The following is a 22,304-nucleotide window of genomic DNA, read 5'->3' on the forward strand; positions in this document are numbered from 1 at the left end:
CTAAAAATATTAATTTCAGATATTTAAGTTTTATTGTTAATTTTTAAGCTACTAACTAACTCAATAAGTGATCGGCAGACTATGCTTATGGAGGGATGCTTACTTTGACATAATGAGAAGGCGAGAGTGAGCAGATCAGACTTAGCTTCCAATGCTTAAGAAAAGGGTCCATGCATACTTTCACTAGCAGGTTAATCAAGAGCCAAATAGGCCGTAAATTAACAATATCAATCATATTATTTAGTTCATTAATCACCTTGATCACCACAGGTTTTCAACTGGTAAATGACTATAAAGGCGATGTCGATCGTATCACCCGACAGTTTACCAGTATCGAAAAAGTTAACTTAGATGTATTGGCGGCGAGTATTTGGGTGATCGATGAAAGGCTGATCAACACCCAGATCAATGGCTTAATTCAACTACCCGACATCACCTATATTTCGATCCACGATGATAGTGGTCAAGTCTGGACCTCTGGTACCCCAACGCCTGAAAATACCATAGAAAAAACGTTCGAGCTCACCTATGACTCTGGAAATGACACTATTGCGGTTGGCAGCCTACTGGTTCAAGCCGATCTTAAAGCCGTCTATGAGAAACTGTTAAAAAGAGCCATTATTATATTATTTTTCAATGCGATAAAAACATTCATCGTCGCAGGTTTCATCCTATTTCTCGTTTGGTACATGGTTGCCAGGCATCTGCATATGCTGAGTCTCTATTGTCAGCGATTAGATCTAGATAGCCCCTTCGAGCCGCTCAAATTTGATCAGAATAATAAGGAGGGAGATGAGTTCCATCAAGTTTCATCGGCAATCAATACCATGCAACAGCAACTAAGAACCTCATTTTCTGACATTAAAAAATCGAAACAGGAACTGCAAGATGCACTAACCGATAGAGAAAGATTATTAGCCCTAGAAACCAGTTATAAAGAGGAGCTGGCAAGACAGGTAAAGGAGAGAACTCAGGAACTAGAACAGTCTTTATTGGTATTAAAGCGTGCTCAGGAAGTGTTAGTCGAACAGGAAAAAATGGCAGCATTAGGAGGGCTTGTATCGGGAGTCGCACACGAAATAAATACCCCAATAGGGATCTGTTTGACGGCTGCAACCTCCCAAATGATACATGTCAAAGAGCTGCTCCAACTCATACACGGTGAAGACGCTACCTTAGAGGAAATCAATGACATCTTAGAAGAGCATCAGGAGAGCTGTGCATTAATCGTTAACAATATTACTAAGGCTAGCACCCTGATACAGAAGTTTAAAAGCGTTGCAGCCCGGCAGAATCCTGAAGAGCTGAAGACATTCAATCTAAGGCAAGCCCTCATAGATAGTCATGAGTCTATGAAGATCCTCTTCACTGAACAAGAGGTAGAAGTGCAGTTTGATATCGCTCCTGAACTAGAAATAAAAACTAACCAAAGCCTGCTAAAGCAGATCACAGGTAATGTTCTCTCCAATTCATATTCTCACGCCTTTAAGAAAGTGGAGAAGAGCATCATCATAATCAGGGCAAAGCTAGTCGATAATAACCTAAGTATTTCGATACAGGATAATGGCCCAGGGATTTCGACAGAAGCGGCCACTCATATTTTCGAGCCCTTCTATACCACTTCACGTAGCGAAGGTGCCACAGGACTTGGACTCTCGGCCGCTTATAATGCTGCTATCTTGCTCAAAGGAAACATCAGGTTCGAGCCTGAGTGTGAACTCGGGGGCGCCTGTTTCCTGATATCATTCCCGATCACGCCATATTCAACAGATGATGAACTTAGCGATCCCATCTCCCAATCGGGCCTGATGAATCAGGTCTAGATCATAAAACCTAGGAGTGGTTAGCCTTATTGGCTAACTTGGTCAAAACCCGACTCGCCGCCACAAAGCCAAAGGTACCGGTAACAACTGTCACGGCACCGAAACCTGATGCGCAATCCATACGCATGCTGCCATCTACATTCGCCTTGCTATTACAGACACTACCGTCAGCCTGAGGGTAGACGAGTTGCTCTGTAGAGAAAACGGCTTCGATACTGAAACGTCGCTGTAAATTTTTAGAAAAATTATACTCACGCCGCAATAAGTTACGAACTTTAGCCAGCAAAGGGTCCTGATATGTCTTGGCAAGGTCAATCACTTGAACTTGTGTCGGGTCAACTTGCCCTCCCGCACCACCCACGGTCACTAAGGGCAATTTCTGCCTCTTACACCAAGCTATCATTGCAGCCTTAGGTTTCACTGCATCAATACAATCGACAACATAATCTAAAATATCAGTTTGATCTTCCTTGGCATATTTTTTACCAATGAAATAATCACCTAGGTTATCTGTAGTGATGAAATCTTCTACCTGATTAACCTTGCACTCAGGATTGATCTGCAAAATACGTTGAGCCATGACTTCAACTTTAGATTCGCCTATGGTCTGTTTCAGGGCATGTATTTGACGGTTGGTATTGGTAACACAAATATCATCGAGATCGATGAGAGTGATTTCACCTATACCACTCCTAGCCAAAGACTCGGCAGCCCAAGTACCTACGCCACCTATACCTACGATGGCAACATGGGATTGAGAAAACTGAACTAGGGCCTTTTGCCCATAGAGACGGCCAATACCCGCGAATCGATTAAGATAAGCTTCAGAGAGCACCCGATTATCCAACTGTAACTCCAGACTATAAATTTAATACCATTCCTTCACAGCGCTAATCTCAAACAAGCATGCCAGAAACGCAAAACGAACCTAGCTTTACCTGAGCATAGCTAACAAGGAAAGATTTTGTTCACATAACAAAAGTTGGCAGATTTTATCTTATTTCCCAGTTAAAGACTAAAGCTAACGGAAAAAGTAATGCCATATCCAGATAATTCATAAAAATCACCAAGGTTCATTTTTTAACATTTTAAAGACAAGTCTTATTAATTACCCTACAATTTTAGCTTTTCCTTATAAAGCAACAGGTAAAGTTAGATTGGTTAGGCACAGGTACCTGTTGGTGTATGTTGCAAATACTAGGTATTAACTAGAGGCTGTAATTGAAAGGGTTTATCTTGTTACTATTTGATCTAGACGAGGTTTGTGACAGTGGAAACTTGATCTTGCCCACAACTATATTGATACGGGACTGTAAAATAACCCCCGAACTTGTTGCGAGGGCGTGTCCCGACAACCAAGTGTATTAACCATAAATAATTATTATAAAATGAAAAAGAACTTAGGTTCTTGGGAATACTTAAACATGAAAAAAACGCTAATCTCTGCCTCTATTGCATCGGTTTTAACTTTAGTTTCATTCGGTGCGCTAGCCGATGGACCTAATTTCTATGGCCGTCTGGATCTATCAGTCAGTCACTCAGATACCGGCGCGACAATTCAAGATGGTAAAAGTGGCACAGTACTAGAAACCAACTCCTCACGCTTAGGCGTTAAAGGTAGCGAGACTATTTCCGAAGGTTTCGACATCATCTATCAGATGGAGTTCCAGGTTGAAAACACTTCTACTAATTCAGACGTATTTAAGGCTCGTAGCACTTATTTAGGTCTTAAAACCCAAGGCGGTACTGTGCTAGTTGGTCGTAACGATACTGTATTCAAGAAAGCCGAAGGTGGAGTCGATCTATTCGGTAGTCGCAATGCAGATATCAACCGTATGATAGGTGGTCAATCACGTAAAGCTGACGGTGTATGGTATTACTCTCCCAAAATCGCCGGTCTAGTCACACTTAACGCAACATATCTGATGGAAGATAACTACACAGATGACGCAGGTAAAGAATCTTATGAAGATCAGTACGCACTGAGTGCGACTCTTGGTGATAAGAAGCTAAGAGTACAAAACTATTATGCAGCTGTAGCCTATAACACTATCGGTGGCATAGATGCTTACCGTGTCGTAGGCCAAGTGAAATTGGGTGACTTCAAGCTGGGCAGTCTGTTCCAAAACACAGAAAGCCAGACAACTCCAAATAAAGAAGGTAATTCTTACTTCGTCAACCTAGCTTACCAGCTAAACGGCGTTAATCTAAAAGCCCAATACGGTAAAGATGAAGCTGGTTTCGGTAAGTACTATAAGAACATCACTAAGGACACAGTAGATATCGACACAGCTACCGACGTCAACGTTCAGGTGATCACTATAGGTGCCGATTATAAGATAGCTAAATCGACTCAAATATATGGTCATTATGCCATGTATCAAGGTGACTATGAGTTAGCGGGTATAAAAGTGGATCTAGAAGACGACAACATCTTCACAGTCGGTGTACGTTACAACTTCTAATCGCTGAGCCCATGGCTCTAAACGATTTAAAGTTTAGCGAAAACAGAAAAGCGACCTTATTGGTCGCTTTTTATTGCCTCACAGAGCGCAGCAAAGCTGCAGCGAGAAAACGAGAAAACGAGAAAACGAGAATAAGCGTCTACTCTGTATCTCCTAGGCAACTTGTTGGTGTTCTCGCCTAGCCTTTTCTGACTAGCTTATAAACCGATTCACTCAGCCAAGGCACGCCCTTATTCACGAATCTTTGATTATCCATCAGTACATCATCACAACTAAGCTTCTCAATTTCGAATGTATCAGACATATTCGACATCACCCAATCATCAGACACCGCAAATGGCGGACCTTTAAGTGTCTCTTGGGGATAGTCTAAGGTGATTAACAAGCCGATACTCTTAGGAGGGATAAGTGCAGCAATCTTCTCTACATAGGCCAGACGCATAGACTCGGGCCAAGCGATTAATGCGGCGCGATCATAGAAGGCATTGATCTCAGTAAACGACTCAGGATCTAAGGTAAATAGATCCCCCTGTAATATGGTCACCTGCTCGGTAGTGAACTTATTAATGGTATCTAATTGTTCTATTTGGTGGGGTAAGTTATTTTCAGTGAAAAACTGCTCGACCGCCTTCTGACTCAACTCACAGGCAAGCACATTGTGACCTTGCTCAGCTAAATAGCACATATCCAAAGACTTACCACACAGGGGGACAAACACATTGATGTCACTGCCTGAGTAATTACTGCCTAAAGCTAATTCTGGCCAATATTTTATCAATAATGCATTGATCTCACCTAAGTGAAAACCTAAATGTTTTGCATCCCACTTGTCATGCCAAAAACTGGGTTCCATATTGCTGTCCTATTCGACGGCTGTCCAATTCAGTACTGGTGACTTGGAGAGCGGAGGCTATCTTTGGTCGATACTCTAATAGGAAGCCTGCTCGTGTGTAAAGCTTGAATACAACAGAAGAAATAAACCAGAATCAATAAAGCGGATCAATTCAAAGCCAAGAATTTCTGCGTTTTCTTCAGCCAGGCACAATTATCACATTCACAATCTCGCCTCGACAGATGATAGGGAGTGAGACTGGAATCGACAAAATCGACGGCGATGAGCAACTGCTGTTTAATCTCTGTCACCGATTTTTCCTCAACCGCGACCAGCTCATCATTATGGTTCATCCATACACACTCCATCTCCTGGTGGCAGTTGAGGCACTGCTCATCGTTAGCATTATAGAAACCAGCATGAGGACAAGACCTCATCTCCATAGATTGTAGAATGCGTTTTCTTGGAAATGCTAATAATTCAATTAATCTAGCCTTATCAATTTCTGACATATGCCCTCCTATTCAGTAACCCCGCCAGATGCATGATCTGCCTTGGCAATTAAACTGTTCTCTTAATGAATAAGATTACATCCCAAGGTTTAAAACTGAATTGATTTAGGTCAATGATGCCGCCAATATAATGCCATAGGCAGAGAGAACATTTTTGAGCAACTCGTTTTAGCCAAAATGTTAGCCAGCTTACTAAGCTGCTAAATTAAGACCTTGAGTTAAAAGCAGTGGCTTCATGGATAAACGAACTGACGGCAATGGGCCTCGCATTTGATGTAAGATTAGATCTATACTGAACGCCAGATCTTACTTCAGTGACTGAGTGTTATCTCCCTAAATGACCACATCAAAACAGACAACTCCTAAACCTAGTCCTCAACTGCAGCATTTCTATATATCTGAAGAGCAATCCATCTATCTGCTCAAGGCAAATGATGCGCGAAAGCACAGAGCTTGGATAAGGCTATGTAAACAAGAGTTGGGGAAATTGGGATATGTCGATTTAGCACTCATAGGTAAAGGTGCCTATGGTTTCGTGTTCGCCGGGATAAATTCTCAAGGTGAATCTCATGTGTTTAAATTCTCTCGGGTCACCTTGCCACAGAATGTTCAAGACAGGTTGGAAGAGGAAGCCTTCATGCTGGCTCAGGTCAAGCATCCTAATGTCCCACCAGCTATCAAGTTTGCCCATGCTGGCAAGCAAGGAATTCTCGTCATGGCCAGGGCTCCGGGGGAAGATCTGGAACAGCTCTGCCTCAGACTCGGTGCGTTACCCGCTTATATGGTGATGAGTATCGCCAGGCAGCTTGCCCATGTGCTTCAGTATCTTCACCATGGTCGCCCCTTAGTTCACGGTGATATCAAGCCCTCGAACCTAGTCTATGATATCAAAAATAATCACCTCTCCCTCATAGACTGGGGATCAGCTGTGTTCGCCCAACGAGATGCTCAAGGAAACCCAGTCAATGGCAACGTGATGGATCTACTCTCCAGCGATCATCAGCATACTAACGCCAGAATGGGTGACGTTTACTTTATTGGCGAAGAACAGCTCAGCGGTGCCCTATCTAGCACTCGCTTCGATGAGCAAGGTGTGGCCGCGACCCTCTATGCCATTGCCTCCGGGCAATCCAGCCGTTTTGGCAGCAAGATAATCAAGGCTACCTCAATCGGCCTTCCGGTCGAACTGGCCAGAACCTTAGACGGTATGCTCAGTGATGATCCACAGCAGCGTAAGCGTGCCGGAGATTACTTCCTCAAGAGTATGCTTCACAGCCATAGACTGCATCTGCCTGATATTCCCAAGCCTGCATTAATTGAAGAGATACCTATCTGGGAGCTTTCCGAAGACCGAGATGTTGAGACTGTGATATATAGCTCGAGGAAGTCATTCCTCAAGGAGCACAATACAGAAGATCCCATAGATAAGATGGACGACCTGCAACTGGAAAAATATTACCGCAACTTCATGGCTGGCATGGGAGATACGGAGAAAGGCTTTATTGCCGCAGTCGGTCGCTTGAGCCAATACTCTATCGCGGGAGGCTTAGCCATCCATTGGCGGGAAACCGGTATCTTTGTCGACTCAAATCTGGCTGTCTACAACGCCGATGAGAAACAGGCTCTGATATTAGCCGTTAATAATATGGTGACTCTGGCCAGAGGGATCCGCCGCATAGGTGTCTTCAAGGCTTGTTTCTTCAATGCCCGCAATACGCTCCATCTGGAACGGGACGACACTAGCATACCGTTTGATATCGACTCTGAGCAGCAACTGCCGTTTGAGGTCGGGAGTGCCCCCTCACAGGAAGATAGATCTCGCCTGCACTCCTACTTCGAAGATGGCCGCGACCCGGACGAAAACCTTGAACTTCCCCCAGAAATAATGACCGAGCTGGTCTGGATAAATAAGATCCACCATACGGGATGTATCATCTTCGAGGTGCTACCCAAGCATATGAAGATCCACAGTTACCTAAGATTACTCAACCCCAGAAAGCAGGCAGCATTTCGTGCCAGCTTAAATAGAATATTGAGTCATGTGGGTAAAATTCAGGGGAAGGGAGTATCTGGCTTTATGAAACTCCCCTACAAGAATACGCGAAAATTCAGCCACATAGACAGCAGGGAAGAGTATTTCTATCCGAAGAACCCGAAAATAAGTTCCTAACAAGTAAAGATTCTAGTGCTTAGAATCTTTATCTTCTTTACCCTCTTTATCTTCCTCTTTTACATCCTGAACCTGATGGCTCTCGAGACGCTGTTCGATAGGATCGGGTTTATGTTGGAAATCCCCATCGAAGGTATCGCCACCTTCTGGGTTTCTGGTTTGATTAGCACCTTGGCCATGATTACCAAATGGATTGTCCCCCTGATGACCGCCAGCTTGACCACCAGGACCGAAGCCTGCTTGAAATCCACCATTAGCGGCGACTTTCACCTGCATACGCTTATAGAGAAAGCCGGCGACGGGAATACGGGTGAAGGGCGTCAAGAGTAGTAAACCGATAAAATCGGTAACAAATCCAGGCATCAATAGCAGTAAACCCGCTACCGCCAACATCATACCTTCGACGATCTCTTGCCCTGGAGCCTCACCTCGAGATAGCTTCTCTTGTACCTGCATTAAGGTGCTGATCCCTTGGCTGCGAACCAAAGATACACCTACGATAGCAGTGAAGAAAACCAAACCTATGGTAGTCCAGCTACCTAGAGACTCACCGACACGGATCAGTACATTCAGTTCAATGACTGGCACCAGAACAAAAATAACTAATAAAAGAAAAAACACACTGACCTCGCAAATTCTAGCAATTGATAAGTAATTATTTACTCAATATGAAAACAAAATGGGGGTTTCCGGGTCTATTTTCAAGTAAGACTCAATAAAACTCGAGTAAGACATAGGGAAAACCTTGGTTAATCGGTAACGAAACCATAAAGAGTCGCTAATTAGCGCTCACTAGTAATCGGCCTAAATAACCACTAATTTTAAGCTTAAGAGTATGAGTTAAATTGCAATCAAGTTGAAGTGTTAACCTAGCTATTTTAATCTTACCATATGCCAGCAAGCTTTAATAAACGTAAAGTATGACGTATAAGCGACTTAAACACGTTAAAGTACGACGTTTTACTGAGTTCTATTGAACTTTATGGATTTTGAACACATTCAAGTCACCTATGTTGTTTAAACAGTTTTAAATTCTCTATGGGAGAACCGCTGAAAAGATGCAAGATGAGTTTATGTTAGTCATGACCACATGCCCTACTCAAGAATCGGCTACTCAACTGGCTAATGCTTTAGTAGAGGAAAATATTGCTGCCTGTATCCAAATATCATCCCCGGTGACATCTGTCTATCGATGGGAAGGTAACATTTGTCAGGAGCAAGAATTTTCACTGCAGATAAAATGTTTATCAAAAAACTACCAGACTCTGGAAGCAAAGATTCAAGAACTTCATCCCTATCAGGTACCCGAGATAATTACCCTGGCAATCACAGGGGGGTTACCAGCCTACTTAGATTGGATCCGTGAAACTTGATACTATGGCCTGAGTGTAGGGCCCTTTATTGCGTCATCGAATGTTCAGCCAAAATTAACCGTCTATTTAAAATGGAAACAAGAAACCACACACCCATGAAAAAATTAGTTACCTTAGCTATTACATTAATGTTCACCTCCCTACTGCTAACACCTTTGGCACACAGCGAGGGGATCTTCAGTAGCAATAAATTCGACTTCCTCAAAGATGAGCCTAAGTTGATGCCAGTGGATGAAGCCTTCGTCTTCGATTTCAGCCAAGAAGGCAACCAACTCAAGGTAAGCTGGGTCATAGCTGACGGTTACTACATGTATCGGGACAAGCTCAAGTTTGAAGCCCGTGGTGCAACGCTGGGCGAGATCTCTATCCCGAAAGGCAGATCCCATACAGATGATTATTTTGGCGAGCAAGAGGTCTACTATTCCTATCTCGAGATCCCAATTGCCATCAAGGAAGCCGCCAATGACGGCTCCTTAGATGTCACATTTATGGGCTGCGCCGAAGATAAGCTCTGCTTCCCACCGACCAAGAGAACGGCAATTTTACAAGCGGTCACTGCCAATGATGACCAGCAAGCCAATAATGAATCAGTTTCACTGGATGCCAATTCTGAGACACTAGTTAACACTTCCACCACAGAAACTAGCTCGCCACAGACCCCAACTCAACAAGACAGCTTGAGTCAGATGTTGTCCGGTGACAGCCTATTGTGGACTCTTGTCATCTTCTTCGGACTCGGTATAGGCTTAGCGCTGACCCCTTGCGTCTTCCCCATGTATCCGATTCTATCGGGTATCATAGTCGGCCAAGGCAAGAAACTGTCTACGGCCAAGGCCTTTAGCCTGTCTATGGTGTATGTCCAGGGAATGGCGATCACTTACTCACTGCTCGGGCTCGTCGTCGCCTCAGCAGGCATGAAATATCAGGCCGCACTGCAACACCCAGCGGTACTCATAGCGCTGGCCGTCTTGTTCTTCGTTCTCAGCCTGTCTATGTTTGGCCTCTATGAGCTAAAACTCCCGTCTAAATGGCAGGAGAAGATGAATAGCTTCTCCAATAACCAAAAAGGCGGCAATGTGATTGGCGTCTTCATGATGGGGGTTATATCTGGCCTAGTCGCCTCACCTTGTACTACTGCCCCACTATCCGGTGCACTCATGTATGTGGCACAGACAGGCGACCTGCTACAAGGCTTTCTTGCCTTGTATGTGTTAAGTATGGGCATGGGTTTGCCTCTGTTGATCATAGGCACTTCTGGCGGAAAGTTACTGCCAAGAGCCGGCAGCTGGATGGATGTGATAAAAACAATCTTTGGCTTCCTGCTCATCGCCGTTTCTATCGTCATGATAGGCCGGATCTGGCCTGGGCTGGTTTCAGATATTTTCTGGTCCATCTGGGGAGTCACCTTAATCGGTTACTTAATGCACCAGAATAAGCTCACTGAGTTTAACTGGAAGCAGACTACCCGTTCTATTCTGCTGACATTAATGCTACTTGCCAGCTTCTCCTACGGCTTTCAGGCTGTGATGACACACTTAGGTCATAAAGGCTCAAGTGTATCGGCAATCTCTGAACAGCATATATCCCATAAGCGCATCAAGTCTCTGGATGACTTGAACGCCGAATTGGCCAAAGCCGCGGCTCAAGGTAAGCCAGTGCTATTGGACCTCTATGCAGATTGGTGTGTGGCCTGTAAGGAATTTGAAGCCATCACATTTAAAGACCCACAAGTTCAGGCGCGCCTGGCTAACCTGGTCTTTCTTCAGGCCGACGTCACCAAGAATGATGATATAGATATCGAACTACTGGAACACTATGACGTATTGGGCCTACCGACACTGCTGATGTTTGACCCATCAGGCGAGAACCGGGATGAGCTCAGAGTCACAGGTTTTATGAAACCAGCTCAATTCTCCGAACACCTTGATACTCTCTTGAGCCAGTGATGGTGAAGCCAGGTTTCAGGCCTAGAACCTGGCTTATTCTTGTTTGTCATAATATTCATTTAAACTTCATCGAATTCTTATACTATAAGAGCTAGTTAACTCTTATTTGCAAAAAGAAAACTGGAGAAACATGGAACCCGCTATCCTAATCGTCACCCTGGCTTGTGGCATGCTTGTCAGCCGAGTCGGACTACCGCCTTTGATCGGCTATCTGGTTGCGGGTTTTGTACTATTTCTGTTTGGCCTAGATGAATCCAGCCTTCCCCTGCTCGAACAACTCGCCGAGTTAGGTGTCACCCTGTTACTCTTCGCCATCGGCCTGAAGTTAGACATCAGGAGTCTATTTAAAGCTGAGGTATGGGCAGGGTCCAGCCTACACCTGATGGGATCTATGCTGTTTTTCATCCCACTGCTTAAGCTGCTCGGCATGATAGGACTCGATCAGCTTACGGGGCTGGATTTCAACCAGCTAGCCTTGCTGGCCTTTGCATTGAGCTTCTCCAGCACCATCTTCGCCGTCAAGGTACTGGAAGATAAAGGTGACATGCAGTCTCTCTATGGACGGGTCGCCATAGGTATTCTCATCATGCAGGATATCTTCGCCGTCGCCTTCCTGACGATATCAAAGGGGGACATCCCCTCGGTGTGGGCCTTCGGTTTACTCCTACTTCCCTTTGCAAAGCCGCTTATTTACAAGGCGTTCGACCGTGTCGGTCACGGTGAACTCCTAGTGCTGTTTGGCCTGGTCATGGCCTTGGTTCTCGGTGGCTGGTTATTTGAAGCTGTTGGCCTGAAACCCGATCTAGGCGCTCTTATTGTCGGCATCTTATTAGCGGGCCACCCCAAGTCTTCTGAGCTGGCAAAGTCCCTGTTCTACTTTAAGGAACTCTTCCTGGTCGCCTTCTTCCTGACTGTCGGTCTCAACGGCCTGCCTAGCGTATCAGACATAGGTCTGGCGACCATCTTAGTGTTAGTGATCCCATTAAAGATAGGCCTGTTTCTCTATCTGCTGACCCGTTTCAAACTCAGATCCCGCACCTCACTCATGACCTCATTTAACTTAGGTAACTATAGTGAGTTTGGCTTGATCGTCGCGGCCGTAGCCACCAGCAAGGGTTGGCTGCCACCACAATGGATGGTGATCTTAGCTGTGGCCCTGAGTATCAGCTTCCTGCTAGCCGCCCCGCTCAATGCCGCCTCTAATCGTCTCTACATCAAGATGCAAGGGCGACTACATAAACTAGAGAAACATCCCCTTCATCCGGAAGACAGGCCTATTCAGGTGGGTAACCCAAGATTCCTCATCTTAGGCATGGGCCGGATAGGTAGCGGTGCCTATGATGAATTAGCTGCCAAGTTTGACGGCGAAATCTTAGGCGTAGAGCATAAACTGGATCTAGTTAATTTTCACAAGAAGCAGGGACGTCACGTAGTGCAAGGGGATGCCTCGGATACGGACTTCTGGGATAAGCTCGAACATGCTCCGAACCTGGAGCTCGTATTGCTAGCCATGCCTCACCATATAGGTAACTTATTTGCCGCAGAGCAGCTACGCAGGCTAAATTACCGGGGGAAACTCAGCGCGATCGTTCAATTTGCTGAAGATGGAGAATCTTTAAAAGAGTCCGGAGTCCACAGCATATACAATTTATATGAAGCCGCCGGTGCCGGTTTTGTCGACCATGTAGTCAACGACCTACTGCCAGAGTCTCATGTGGCTTTATCTAACGCCGCAGAGATGAAAAATAAAGGTTAAGCCTAAATTCAACAAAGTTAAGATTGTATACATTATCCCAGCAGTCTAGTATGGTATTTCTCATCTGCATAAGATGGGAAATACCTTGCTGTGAACCAAGCCAATACAGAGTTAACACAAAATAGCACCAGCGGCCTAGGACAGGCTCTTCTCCCTTGCCCGGGCAATCGTTCTAGTCTACTGTTTCAAGCTGTGTTCGGCGCCTTGCTAGCACTATCCACCACCTTAGTTACCTCCCCAGCTATCGCTGCTGGCTATGATATCTGGATCTACCCTCTCCAGCTGGATAAGCAAACATCCAATTGGCAGCTAGGTATAGGTAAGCCTATATCGAATCGAGACGGCTATGACAATCAGCCGGCATTTAGCGCCGATAGCCAGAGCTTAGTATTCGCATCTGATAGAGGCGGTGAGCATAACGACATCTTTGAATACTATTTAGCTAAAAACGCATCCCCTCAGATAAGACAACTGACGTTTACAGCAGATGAGAGCGAATACTCACCTCAACCACTGGCCTATAAGCTGGCGGATAAGAAATCCCATGGCACAAGTGCTGGAATTCGTTATATCGTCGAACAAGGTGTGCCCCACCAGAGTGTTTGGCAGCAAGAGAGCGACAAACCCAGAACCCGCGCCATCAACAGCATGATCCCCACTGGCTACTACGCCCACCACCCAGAATTAGGCAGCTTACTCTGGGCTCGATATGCCTATAGCCTGTATTTCGAAGCTATTCCTTCGTCTGAAAATCTGACACTAGGCGCCGATGAACGCCACTTCGTGGTGGCAAACGCCGGACGCAGCATACATGCAATTCCCAACGACAAAGCCTTCAGTTACCTGCATAAGCAACAAGATGGCGACCGTATCATCAAGCGATTCGAGCCTCTATCTGGCAGTCACACGCCTTTGGTCTCTGTCTATGATGGCAGCGAAGATTACGCCTGGAGCAGCAATGGTTGGATATTCAATATAGATGATAATCGACTCAGGGCCTGGTCATCGGCCAAGGAAAAAACTACTTGGCAAGCCGTGGGGACTTTAGCTGTGCCATCTGAGCATCATGTTTACGCCTCAAGAATAGCTGTCAGCCCAGACCTACAGCATATTGCCATCGTCTGGATCAGAAAATAAGCAGCCGAATAGCAAAATACTTAGCAATAGAATCAATGCGAAAAAGATAACAATAACAAAGGAATATTAACCTTGATACCTAACACACAGATGCCAGCAGAGTTAAGCTTTGCTCGAGCTAAAAAAAGCAAGTTAACTAGCCTGATAACCGCTAGCCTCATCTGCTTGAGCCTACCCGCCCAGCTCGCCTTGGCTGCCGATCGTTGGCAAGACCACACCATCTTTGAAGTGAATAAAGAAGCCCCCCACGCCAGCTTTTTTACTTACAGCTCGGTCAGCAAGGCCACTAAAGATGAGTACCGTAACAGTAGCAACTTTTTCGATCTCAACGGGATCTGGCAATTTCATTACGCCAAGAATCCTCAATCTGTGCCATCTGACTTTGCCAGCGACTCCTTCGATGAGTCAGGCTGGAGCACCATTGAAGTTCCCGGCAACTGGGAAACACAAGGCTACGGCCATGCCATCTACCTAGATGAACGCTATCCCTTCACTACGACCTGGCCAAATGCGCCAACCGAACATAACCCCACTGGCAGCTACCGACGCGTGATCACCTTGCCCGAAAACTGGAATGCCAAGCAGGTCTTCTTCCATGTTGGGGCGGCGCGATCTTCCTTCACCTTGTTCGTCAACGGCAAGGAAGTGGGCTATAGCCAAGGCGCCAAGACCCCTGCAGAATTTGATATCTCTGATTATTTGAAAGCGGGTAAGAATCTGATCGCCATGAAGATCATCCGCTGGAGCGATGCCAGTTATCTTGAAAGCCAAGATATGCTGCGTATGAGTGGCATAGAGAGAGATGTGTATCTTTACGCCACTGAGCCACAGAGAGTTGTCGATATCGATGCAAGTTATAGGCTCAACGGCGATCTTAGTCGCGCCGATATGGCACTTAAACTCAAGCTCAAGAACCATCATAAAGAGAAGCAGATATCCCTAGATTACCGAGTCATCTCCCCCACTGGCATTGATATCGCTAAAGGGGCTAAATCACTCAGTTTAGGCGGGCAGAAAGATGAGCTGTTCAATTTCACCCTCAAGCATCCCCAACTGTGGAGCGCCGAGACACCAAACCTGTATCAGCTTATCGTCAACCTAAGAGACCTAGATGGAGCATTACTCCAATCCAGTAGTCAGAAGATAGGCTTTCGCCATATAGAGATAAAAGGCGGCCAGCTACTGGTGAACAACAAGGCCATCACAATACGCGGTGTCGACCGCCACGAAACAGATCCCAAAACTGGTCATGTGGTCAGCCGTGAGAGTATGGAAAAAGACATACGCTTGATGAAGCAAAGCAATATCAACGCCGTGCGCTCGAGTCACTATCCTAACGATCCCTACTGGCTACGACTCGCCGACAGATATGGCATGTATATTATCGACGAAGCCAATATTGAATCCCATCCACTGGCAATCGACGAGAAGACTCAGCTCGGCAACGAGATGAGCTGGCTGCCAGCCCACCAAGCTAGGGTCGAGCGTATGCTAGAGCGGGACAAGAATCATGCCTCTATCATCATCTGGTCATTGGGCAACGAGGCTGGGGAAGGCAAGTTATTCGAATCTCTTTACCACTGGGTAAAACAGCGAGATCCCAGTCGTCCGGTCCAATATGAACCGGCAGGCACACAAGCTTATACCGACATAGTCGCGCCCATGTATCCGTCCATAGAACGCATAGAAAAGTATGCTAAGAATCATTCTGATCGCCCACTAATCATGATCGAATATGCCCATGCCATGGGCAATTCTGTGGGTAATTTGCAAGACTATTGGGATGTCATCGAGCAGTACCCTAACCTGCAAGGTGGCTTTATCTGGGACTGGGCCGATCAATCTCTGGCCTTCACCAATGATAAAGGCCAAAGATATTGGGCCTACGGCAAGGACTATGAGCCAGATATGCCTACCGACGGCAACTTCCTCAATAATGGCCTGGTTGATCCCGACCGCAACCCTCATCCACACCTGAGCCAAGTAAAGAAGGTATATCAGCCTATTGGATTCGATAATTTTCGAATAGATGGCGCCAGGGTAAGCTTGAACCTGAGTAACAAATACGACTTTAAGAACACAGCGGGTCTGGAGCTAAATTGGTCATTGCAACAAGATGGACTATCAATCCACACCGGCCAGATGAAGATGCCGGTAATTCCAGCCGGAAAGAGTCAAACTGTCGACTTCCAGCTCGGATCTGAGCAAGCACTAAAGCTTAATAAACACTACGACTATCATCTACTCGTCACCGCACGAATCGATTCACCACAACCCATGTTGCCCTCGGGTCACAGACTGGCCTTCGAGCAATTTGAGATCCAGCAGGCTTCACCCAGGATAAGCAAGATAAGCCACACCAGCAAAATTAGCCAAACCCCAGACCTATGGCTCTTGAGTCTCAATGAAAATAGCTACGCCATCTCTAAAGATACCGGCTGGTTAACCCGAGTCACCACAGGTGGAGAGCCTCAGATAAGCGCCCCCCTAATGGTCAATTTCTGGCGAGCACCAACAGATAATGATCTCGGTAATGGCCTGCCTGAATGGGGCGGAATTTGGCAAGATGCAGCATCTGAGCTTGAACTCGAGTCCATCGATAAGGTTAACAATAAAGGCCTTATGGTCACCCAAGTCCATCCCAAACTCGGCTTTAGCCTGAGCACCCTCTACCAGCTCAATACTAAGGGAGAGCTAGTGGTTAACAGCCAATTTGAGCCGGGTAATAAGGATTTAGCGGATCTACCCAGGTTTGGCTTTAGCACTCGCTTGCCCTTCGACCGACGATTCATGAGTTACTTCGGCCGCGGTCCTGAAGAAACTTACGCCGACCGATACACAGGCAACCCACTTGGTTGGTATCAACTGCCTATCGAAAAGTTATATCACCGCTACTCACGTCCACAGGAAACAGGCCAGCGAACTCAGGTTCGATACGCAGCCGTAACTAATCATGCAGGAAGCGGCCTGATGGCCATCGCCGCTAAAGAGTTACAAACCAGCCTATGGCCCTTCTCTCAGACCGATATCGACTTTAGAAGCGGTGATGCTCAAAGCTCGGCTTCAGGCTTAGTACCTGTGACCCGAAATCATGGCGCCGAAATCCCCATTCGGGATTATGTGACCTGGAATATCGATTACAAACAGATGGGTGTAGGCGGAGATACCTCATGGGGCAGACAAGTCCATGAACCCTATCGTATCAAGGCCCAGCCCATGAGTTTCGAATTTACTCTTGTGCCCATCGACTCGAGTAGCCAACTCCAGCAGCTGGCCAGAGACTAGTGTTAACCTGAGTTATCCTGCTGGCATAAATACTGGTTTTAACAACTGGTTTTAACCGCCGTAGGATGACTTCCCACAACAGAAAATTAGTGTGAACCTAGAATAAGAAAAAGGAAATCAAGATGGAAGAGATCATTCAACTGGTCATATTTTTAGGGCTAACGGCTACGGTAGGACTCATAACCTACCTCAAGTGTCGCAACATCAAACGAAACGCCAACGACAGCAAGGATTACTTTTTAGCTGGCGGAGGCCTGAGTTGGGTGGTCGTAGCAGGCTCCTTGATGATGACTAATATCAGCGCCGAGCAGATAGTCGGCATGAACGGCGCCCAGGCTTTACTGGTTGCCTGGTGGGAAATTGGTGCCGCCATCGGCCTGCTCATCTTGGCAAAATGGCTTATCCCTATCTACTACGAGTATAACTGCACCACGACGACTGAGCTGCTGGAGCGAAAATACAATGATAAGGGCATTCGTGCCATGGTCTCTGTGCTCTTTATGCTGGGCTATGCCTTCATCTTGCTACCTGTGGTGCTCTACACCGGCTCACTGTTTATGAAGTCCATGTTTGGCCTACAAATATCCGTCGTAGTCTTGGCCATCATCTTCGCCATTGTCGGCGCCATCTACGCCATTTTCGGCGGTCTCAGAGCCATCGCCATATCCGACACTTTGAATGGCATAGGTCTGATAGCCATGGGAATTATTGTTTCATATCTGGCCATGAATGCAGTTAACTGGGATCTCTCAGGCATCCCCATTGAGCGCATTACACTTATTGGCGATGATAACTCAGATATCCCTTGGCATACCTTGTTGACAGGAATGGTCTTCATTCAGATTTTCTACTGGGGAACCAATATGGTGATCACCCAGAGAGCCCTGGCCGCCAAGTCGGTAAAAGAAGCACAGAAAGGGCTTTATGCCGCCGTGGTGATGAAATTGATCGTGCCTTTCATTGTCGTCCTACCCGGAATTGTCGCTTTCAAGCTATATGGTGACGTGGGTGATGTCGCCTATGGAAGGTTGGTAGGTGACCTATTACCATCTTGGTTATCCGGCGCTTTCGCGGCTGTAATTGCCGGCGCTGTGTTAAGTTCATTTAACTCTTGCCTTAACTCTGCAGCAGCTCTCTATACCTGTGATATCCACCAGAACTACATCAACCCCAATGCAGATGTGCGTAAGATAGGCACACGTGTGGCCTTGGTCTTCACCTTGATTTCCGTCGCTCTAGTACCCGTTTTTGCACAATCGGAGAGCATCATCTCCCTGCTGCAGCAGCTCAACGGTCTCTACTCTATGCCTGTACTAGCAGCCTTTATCTGCGCCTTGGTGTTTAAGAATGTTAACGCTAAGGCGATCAAGATTGGCCTGGTCTTCGGGGTATTGATATACGCCCTATTCACCTTCGTGTGGAGCCCTTTCCACTTCATACATATGATGGCGATAACCTTATTTGCGACTATCTTGGTCACCCTTCTACTGAGCAAGTTTGTCTTCGGCGGCCAAGAGGTAGCACCTATCCCAATCACAGAAAGCTAGGTCCATAAGACTAAGTCCTAATGTATTGCGAAGTAGAGCGAGCTCAAGGAGTTTATTCCTGAGTCATCGCTCTTGCTTCTATGGTGAATGTCCCACTAAACCTAGAAGTTAACCTATAAAAAGGATTAAAAACCACGATAAACGGCTCAATTTGTCTGAATTACATCAGAATATCGAAAAAACTCAGTTACAGCCTTGGCTTACTCATGCTATAAAAACCTATGTAATATTTAATTACATATTTAGTTGACGATACATAAGCTAGATATGAAACAGTAAAATGAAGCGGTCAACAAGTGCCGTATTTAAACGTCTGCCTAATGGCAGTTATTGAGCAAACAATTTATAAGGGAAGCTTTAAAGCATGTCGAATCCCGCACTGCGCGCGAACAAATTATTTGTGCAAACCTTTGGCACAACTGCAGACGATCTTTACCTGGCACCTGGCCGGGTAAACTTGATCGGAGAACATACAGATTACAATGATGGTTTTGTCTTGCCCGCTGCCATCAATTTCCATACGGTCCTCGCCGTAAAGCGCCGAGATGATGATCTCTATCGCGCCGTATCCGATGCCTTCCCCGGAGAAATAAAAGAGTGGACCTTCGGACAGGAAGGCACCATGGATCCTGATGATGGCTGGGTTAATTACCTCAAAGGTTTTACTGCAGCCATGGCCGCATCCGGACTCACGGCTAAAGGACTCGATATCTCTGTGGTTGGTAATGTGCCCTTAGGAGCTGGCCTCTCATCATCGGCCGCCTTAGAAGTAGCCTTCGGCACCGCAGTCAATGATTGCAGCCAGCTTAGGCTTTCCCCACTCGCCGTAGCCCAGATGGCTCAGCGGGGTGAAAATCAATACGTTGGCTGCGCCTGTGGCATCATGGATCAGATGATCAGCGCCCTTGGCGAGCAAGATCATGCCCTGCTCATCGATTGCGAAGACCTAGACAGCGAACCGGTTCATATTCCTGATAGCCTGAGCCTGATCATAGTGAATTCAAATGTTCAGCGCGGACTAGTCAACTCTGAATACAATCTCAGACGAGAGCAATGCGAGGAAGTCGCCGCACACTTCGAAGTAGAAAGCCTCAGACATGTTGAGCTCTGCCAACTTGAAGCCGCTAAATCTGACTTGTCCGATGTCTGCTACCGACGAGCACGACATGTGCTAACCGAAAACCGCAGAACTCAGCATGCCAGCCATGCGTTAGAAGCGGGCAATATATCTAAATTAAGCGATCTGATGGCTCAATCCCACGCCTCTATGCGTGATGATTTCGAGATAACAGTGCCAGAAATCGATACCTTAGTCGAAATCATCTCACAAGTCATAGGCGAGCGCGGCGGCGTGCGAATGACCGGAGGTGGATTTGGTGGGTGTATCGTGGCCTTAGTGGATCATGCCTTGACCGATGCAGTGGTCGAAGCAATTGAGAGTCAATACGCAACAAAGACAGGATTAGAAGCCACTGTTTACCTCTGTTCGGCCAGTGCTGGCGCGACCCGAGTAAATGAAGAGGTTTATTAAAACCTTATTATCCAAGGCTCTAGGAACTATTACCTTGGATAATAATTGCTCATAAATTAGCTAGCCTTAGTAACCAATACTTCACATCATTCAATTTAAGGATATCTCATGGTACGTTTTCGCCCGCTAGACTCCTGGACAGATCCTCGTGGTGGTCAAATTGAACGTGTCAGGATAGATAATGGCATCATAGCCATGGAAGTATTGAGCCTAGGCGGAATAATACGCTCCCTATGGACTCCGGACCGTCATGGCGAGCGAGGCAATATCGTACTTGGCTGCGATTCAATTGACGATTACCTCAAGCAAGACGCTCACTTAGGCGCTATTGCTGGCAGATATGCCAATCGCGTAGCCAATGCCAGGATGAGCTTCGGTGAAGATGAATATTTGTTAGATATTAATCAGGCGAGCAATTGCCTCCATGGTGGCACCGAAGGTTTTAATCGTAAGCAATGGCATATGGGGCCGCTGCCCGATGGCGTTCGTCTTAATTTAGTCAGCCCTGATGGCGATATGGGCTTTCCGGGGATCTGTAACGTACAGCTAGATTATCGATTAGTAGGGAATAATCTCTATATGGAGATCTTTGCCGCCGTGAATAAGCCCTGCCCCATTAGCTTGACTCAGCATAGTTATTTCAATCTTGAAGGCAGCGGTTCAACGAGTAACGCAGAACATCAATTACAGATAGACAGTACCAAGATGCTAGATCTGGACGCCCATGGGATCCCCACGGGAATGAAAAATGCTACTGGCTCTGTACTAGATTTTCGTCGAGCTAAGGCCTTCTCCATGGCCCAAAACCATGAGGAGTTTGTGTCTACATCCGGAATAGATCATTGCTACCTAACGGACTCTTCGGCCTCAGAATTAACGCGCTTTGGCTGTCTAAGCGCCCCTGAATCTGGCAGAAGTATGACTCTATATACCAATCAGCCCAGTGTGCAGATTTACGGAGCAAATTATCTTGGGGGAAATCCGGGTAAAGGTGGACAAGCATTAAAATCACATCACGCCATCTGTATCGAGCCCCAGCAACTACCAGACGCTGCTAATCAGCCCACCCTAGAGGCCGATCCTTGGATAAAGCCAGAAGAGGTTTATCATCATATCAGTCGTTATGAGTTTCATACTTTTTAAAAAAATGAACAAAAACGCCTAGGCTTTAGTAACTAGGCGATTACAGCGATTCAATGATTAGACAAGCTATTCTTCGACCTCACCAGACCAGCCATTAGCAAACTCTCTATCTAGGCACTCTGAGCCAGGCTCGTTATCCGATGACCCTGTATCTACCTCATTTTTCTTTTTTGATTTTGCCTTAGCCTTAGTAATAAGAGGCTTATGTTTAGTGGCGTTGGCCTCGACCCAACCTTGATGCTTCTCCATAAATTCTGAACGGGCCGAATCCCAGGCAGTACCATAGGCATCTTCGGCAGCCTTGATCTTGGCCTTATCCAGGTCGTGAAGGTTACCCGAGACAATATCTTCGGCATACTCAATAATCGTATCCCTCACCGCATTATAAAGATAAATACGACCCGCTTTAGCTTCAGGAAACTGCTTATCGTGGATGACAATTGCATTGCCTCGTGCCGTTCTTAATTCGCCATACCATACTGGTGTTTTTGTCGTGTTATACATATATGCCAATACCCTTAAATCAACACATACAGGAAGAAGTTTGTTAGTCACTAGCAAGTTAAACTAATCACTACCAATGCACTCATCCAGTGTAGTTTCGGTCAACAAGTACAAATGTTGACCCATGATAAAAGAAAATCGCCTTACTTTTTCACCGTAAGGCGGCGCTGTGATCTAAACATCTCAGTCAATATCGAATTTAGCTGAAAGACTCAGTAATTCAAGTTTTTCTTGGTAAAAATTATATAATCCGGGACAAAAAAACCACCAATACCTTTTC

16 protein-coding genes are annotated in these 22,304 nt (G+C 46.1%); 11 read left to right on the forward strand and 5 right to left on the reverse strand.

The window, feature by feature from the left end; all coding sequences use genetic code 11:
• The first annotated feature begins 170 nt into the window (after positions 1–170).
• Positions 171–1,823: a sensor histidine kinase gene (locus SVI_RS17430; RefSeq protein ID WP_013052963.1), complete on the forward strand. Its 1,653-nt coding sequence runs from the start codon at positions 171–173 to the stop codon at positions 1,821–1,823.
• A gap of 10 nt (positions 1,824–1,833) precedes the next feature.
• Here SVI_RS17430 and tcdA read toward each other — a convergent pair whose 3' ends face one another.
• A complete protein-coding gene (gene tcdA / locus SVI_RS17435; protein WP_013052964.1) occupies positions 1,834–2,670 on the reverse strand; it encodes a tRNA cyclic N6-threonylcarbamoyladenosine(37) synthase TcdA in 837 nt (278 codons plus the stop codon).
• Between the two features lie 577 nt (positions 2,671–3,247).
• On the opposite strand from tcdA, the gene SVI_RS17440 reads away from it, so the two are divergent.
• Positions 3,248–4,288: a porin gene (locus tag SVI_RS17440; protein WP_013052965.1), complete on the forward strand. Its 1,041-nt coding sequence runs from the start codon at positions 3,248–3,250 to the stop codon at positions 4,286–4,288.
• A gap of 178 nt (positions 4,289–4,466) precedes the next feature.
• On the opposite strand, the gene SVI_RS17445 is transcribed toward SVI_RS17440, so the two are convergent.
• The gene (locus SVI_RS17445) at positions 4,467–5,141 is read right to left on the reverse strand and encodes a thiopurine S-methyltransferase (protein WP_013052966.1); all 675 of its coding nucleotides are present in this window, start codon (positions 5,139–5,141) and stop codon (positions 4,467–4,469) included.
• Between the two features lie 146 nt (positions 5,142–5,287).
• Positions 5,288–5,632 carry a hypothetical protein gene (locus SVI_RS17450; RefSeq protein WP_013052967.1) on the reverse strand — a complete coding sequence of 115 codons (345 nt, stop codon included), beginning with the start codon at positions 5,630–5,632 and terminating at the stop codon, positions 5,288–5,290.
• A gap of 337 nt (positions 5,633–5,969) precedes the next feature.
• Here SVI_RS17450 and SVI_RS17455 point away from each other — a divergent pair, with 337 nt between their 5' ends.
• Positions 5,970–7,802, forward strand: a complete 1,833-nt coding sequence (locus SVI_RS17455; protein WP_013052968.1) for a protein kinase domain-containing protein — start codon at positions 5,970–5,972, stop codon at positions 7,800–7,802.
• A gap of 12 nt (positions 7,803–7,814) precedes the next feature.
• Here SVI_RS17455 and SVI_RS17460 read toward each other — a convergent pair whose 3' ends face one another.
• A complete protein-coding gene (locus tag SVI_RS17460) occupies positions 7,815–8,423 on the reverse strand; it encodes an FxsA family protein (protein ID WP_013052969.1) in 609 nt (202 codons plus the stop codon).
• A 437-nt stretch (positions 8,424–8,860) separates the two neighbouring features.
• On the opposite strand from SVI_RS17460, the gene cutA reads away from it, so the two are divergent.
• From cutA to SVI_RS17500, 8 genes are all read left to right on the forward strand, one after another.
• Positions 8,861–9,175: a divalent-cation tolerance protein CutA gene (gene cutA, locus SVI_RS17465; RefSeq protein WP_041420065.1), complete on the forward strand. Its 315-nt coding sequence runs from the start codon at positions 8,861–8,863 to the stop codon at positions 9,173–9,175.
• A gap of 95 nt (positions 9,176–9,270) precedes the next feature.
• The gene (locus tag SVI_RS17470; protein ID WP_013052971.1) at positions 9,271–11,121 is read left to right on the forward strand and encodes a protein-disulfide reductase DsbD; all 1,851 of its coding nucleotides are present in this window, start codon (positions 9,271–9,273) and stop codon (positions 11,119–11,121) included.
• A 130-nt stretch (positions 11,122–11,251) separates the two neighbouring features.
• Positions 11,252–12,877 (forward strand): cation:proton antiporter family protein, encoded by a 1,626-nt coding sequence (locus SVI_RS17475; protein ID WP_013052972.1) that lies wholly within the window; start codon positions 11,252–11,254, stop codon positions 12,875–12,877.
• A 90-nt stretch (positions 12,878–12,967) separates the two neighbouring features.
• Entirely contained in the window at positions 12,968–14,014 is a 1,047-nt protein-coding gene (locus SVI_RS17480) for a TolB family protein (RefSeq protein ID WP_013052973.1), read from the forward strand.
• Between the two features lie 72 nt (positions 14,015–14,086).
• A complete protein-coding gene (locus tag SVI_RS17485) occupies positions 14,087–17,299 on the forward strand; it encodes a glycoside hydrolase family 2 TIM barrel-domain containing protein (protein ID WP_231847749.1) in 3,213 nt (1,070 codons plus the stop codon).
• Positions 17,300–17,421: 122 nt separating this feature from the next.
• Positions 17,422–18,846 carry a solute:sodium symporter family transporter gene (locus SVI_RS17490; RefSeq protein ID WP_013052975.1) on the forward strand — a complete coding sequence of 475 codons (1,425 nt, stop codon included), beginning with the start codon at positions 17,422–17,424 and terminating at the stop codon, positions 18,844–18,846.
• 364 nt (positions 18,847–19,210) lie between these two features.
• Positions 19,211–20,377, forward strand: a complete 1,167-nt coding sequence (gene galK / locus SVI_RS17495) for a galactokinase (RefSeq protein WP_013052977.1) — start codon at positions 19,211–19,213, stop codon at positions 20,375–20,377.
• A gap of 108 nt (positions 20,378–20,485) precedes the next feature.
• Positions 20,486–21,520 (forward strand): aldose epimerase family protein, encoded by a 1,035-nt coding sequence (locus tag SVI_RS17500; protein WP_013052978.1) that lies wholly within the window; start codon positions 20,486–20,488, stop codon positions 21,518–21,520.
• 66 nt (positions 21,521–21,586) lie between these two features.
• Here SVI_RS17500 and SVI_RS17505 read toward each other — a convergent pair whose 3' ends face one another.
• Positions 21,587–22,024 (reverse strand): hypothetical protein, encoded by a 438-nt coding sequence (locus SVI_RS17505; protein ID WP_013052979.1) that lies wholly within the window; start codon positions 22,022–22,024, stop codon positions 21,587–21,589.
• Positions 22,025–22,304: the final 280 nt, after the last annotated feature.

Origin of the sequence: Shewanella violacea DSS12 (genome assembly GCF_000091325.1) — a bacterium.
Taxonomy (GTDB): domain Bacteria; phylum Pseudomonadota; class Gammaproteobacteria; order Enterobacterales; family Shewanellaceae; genus Shewanella; species Shewanella violacea.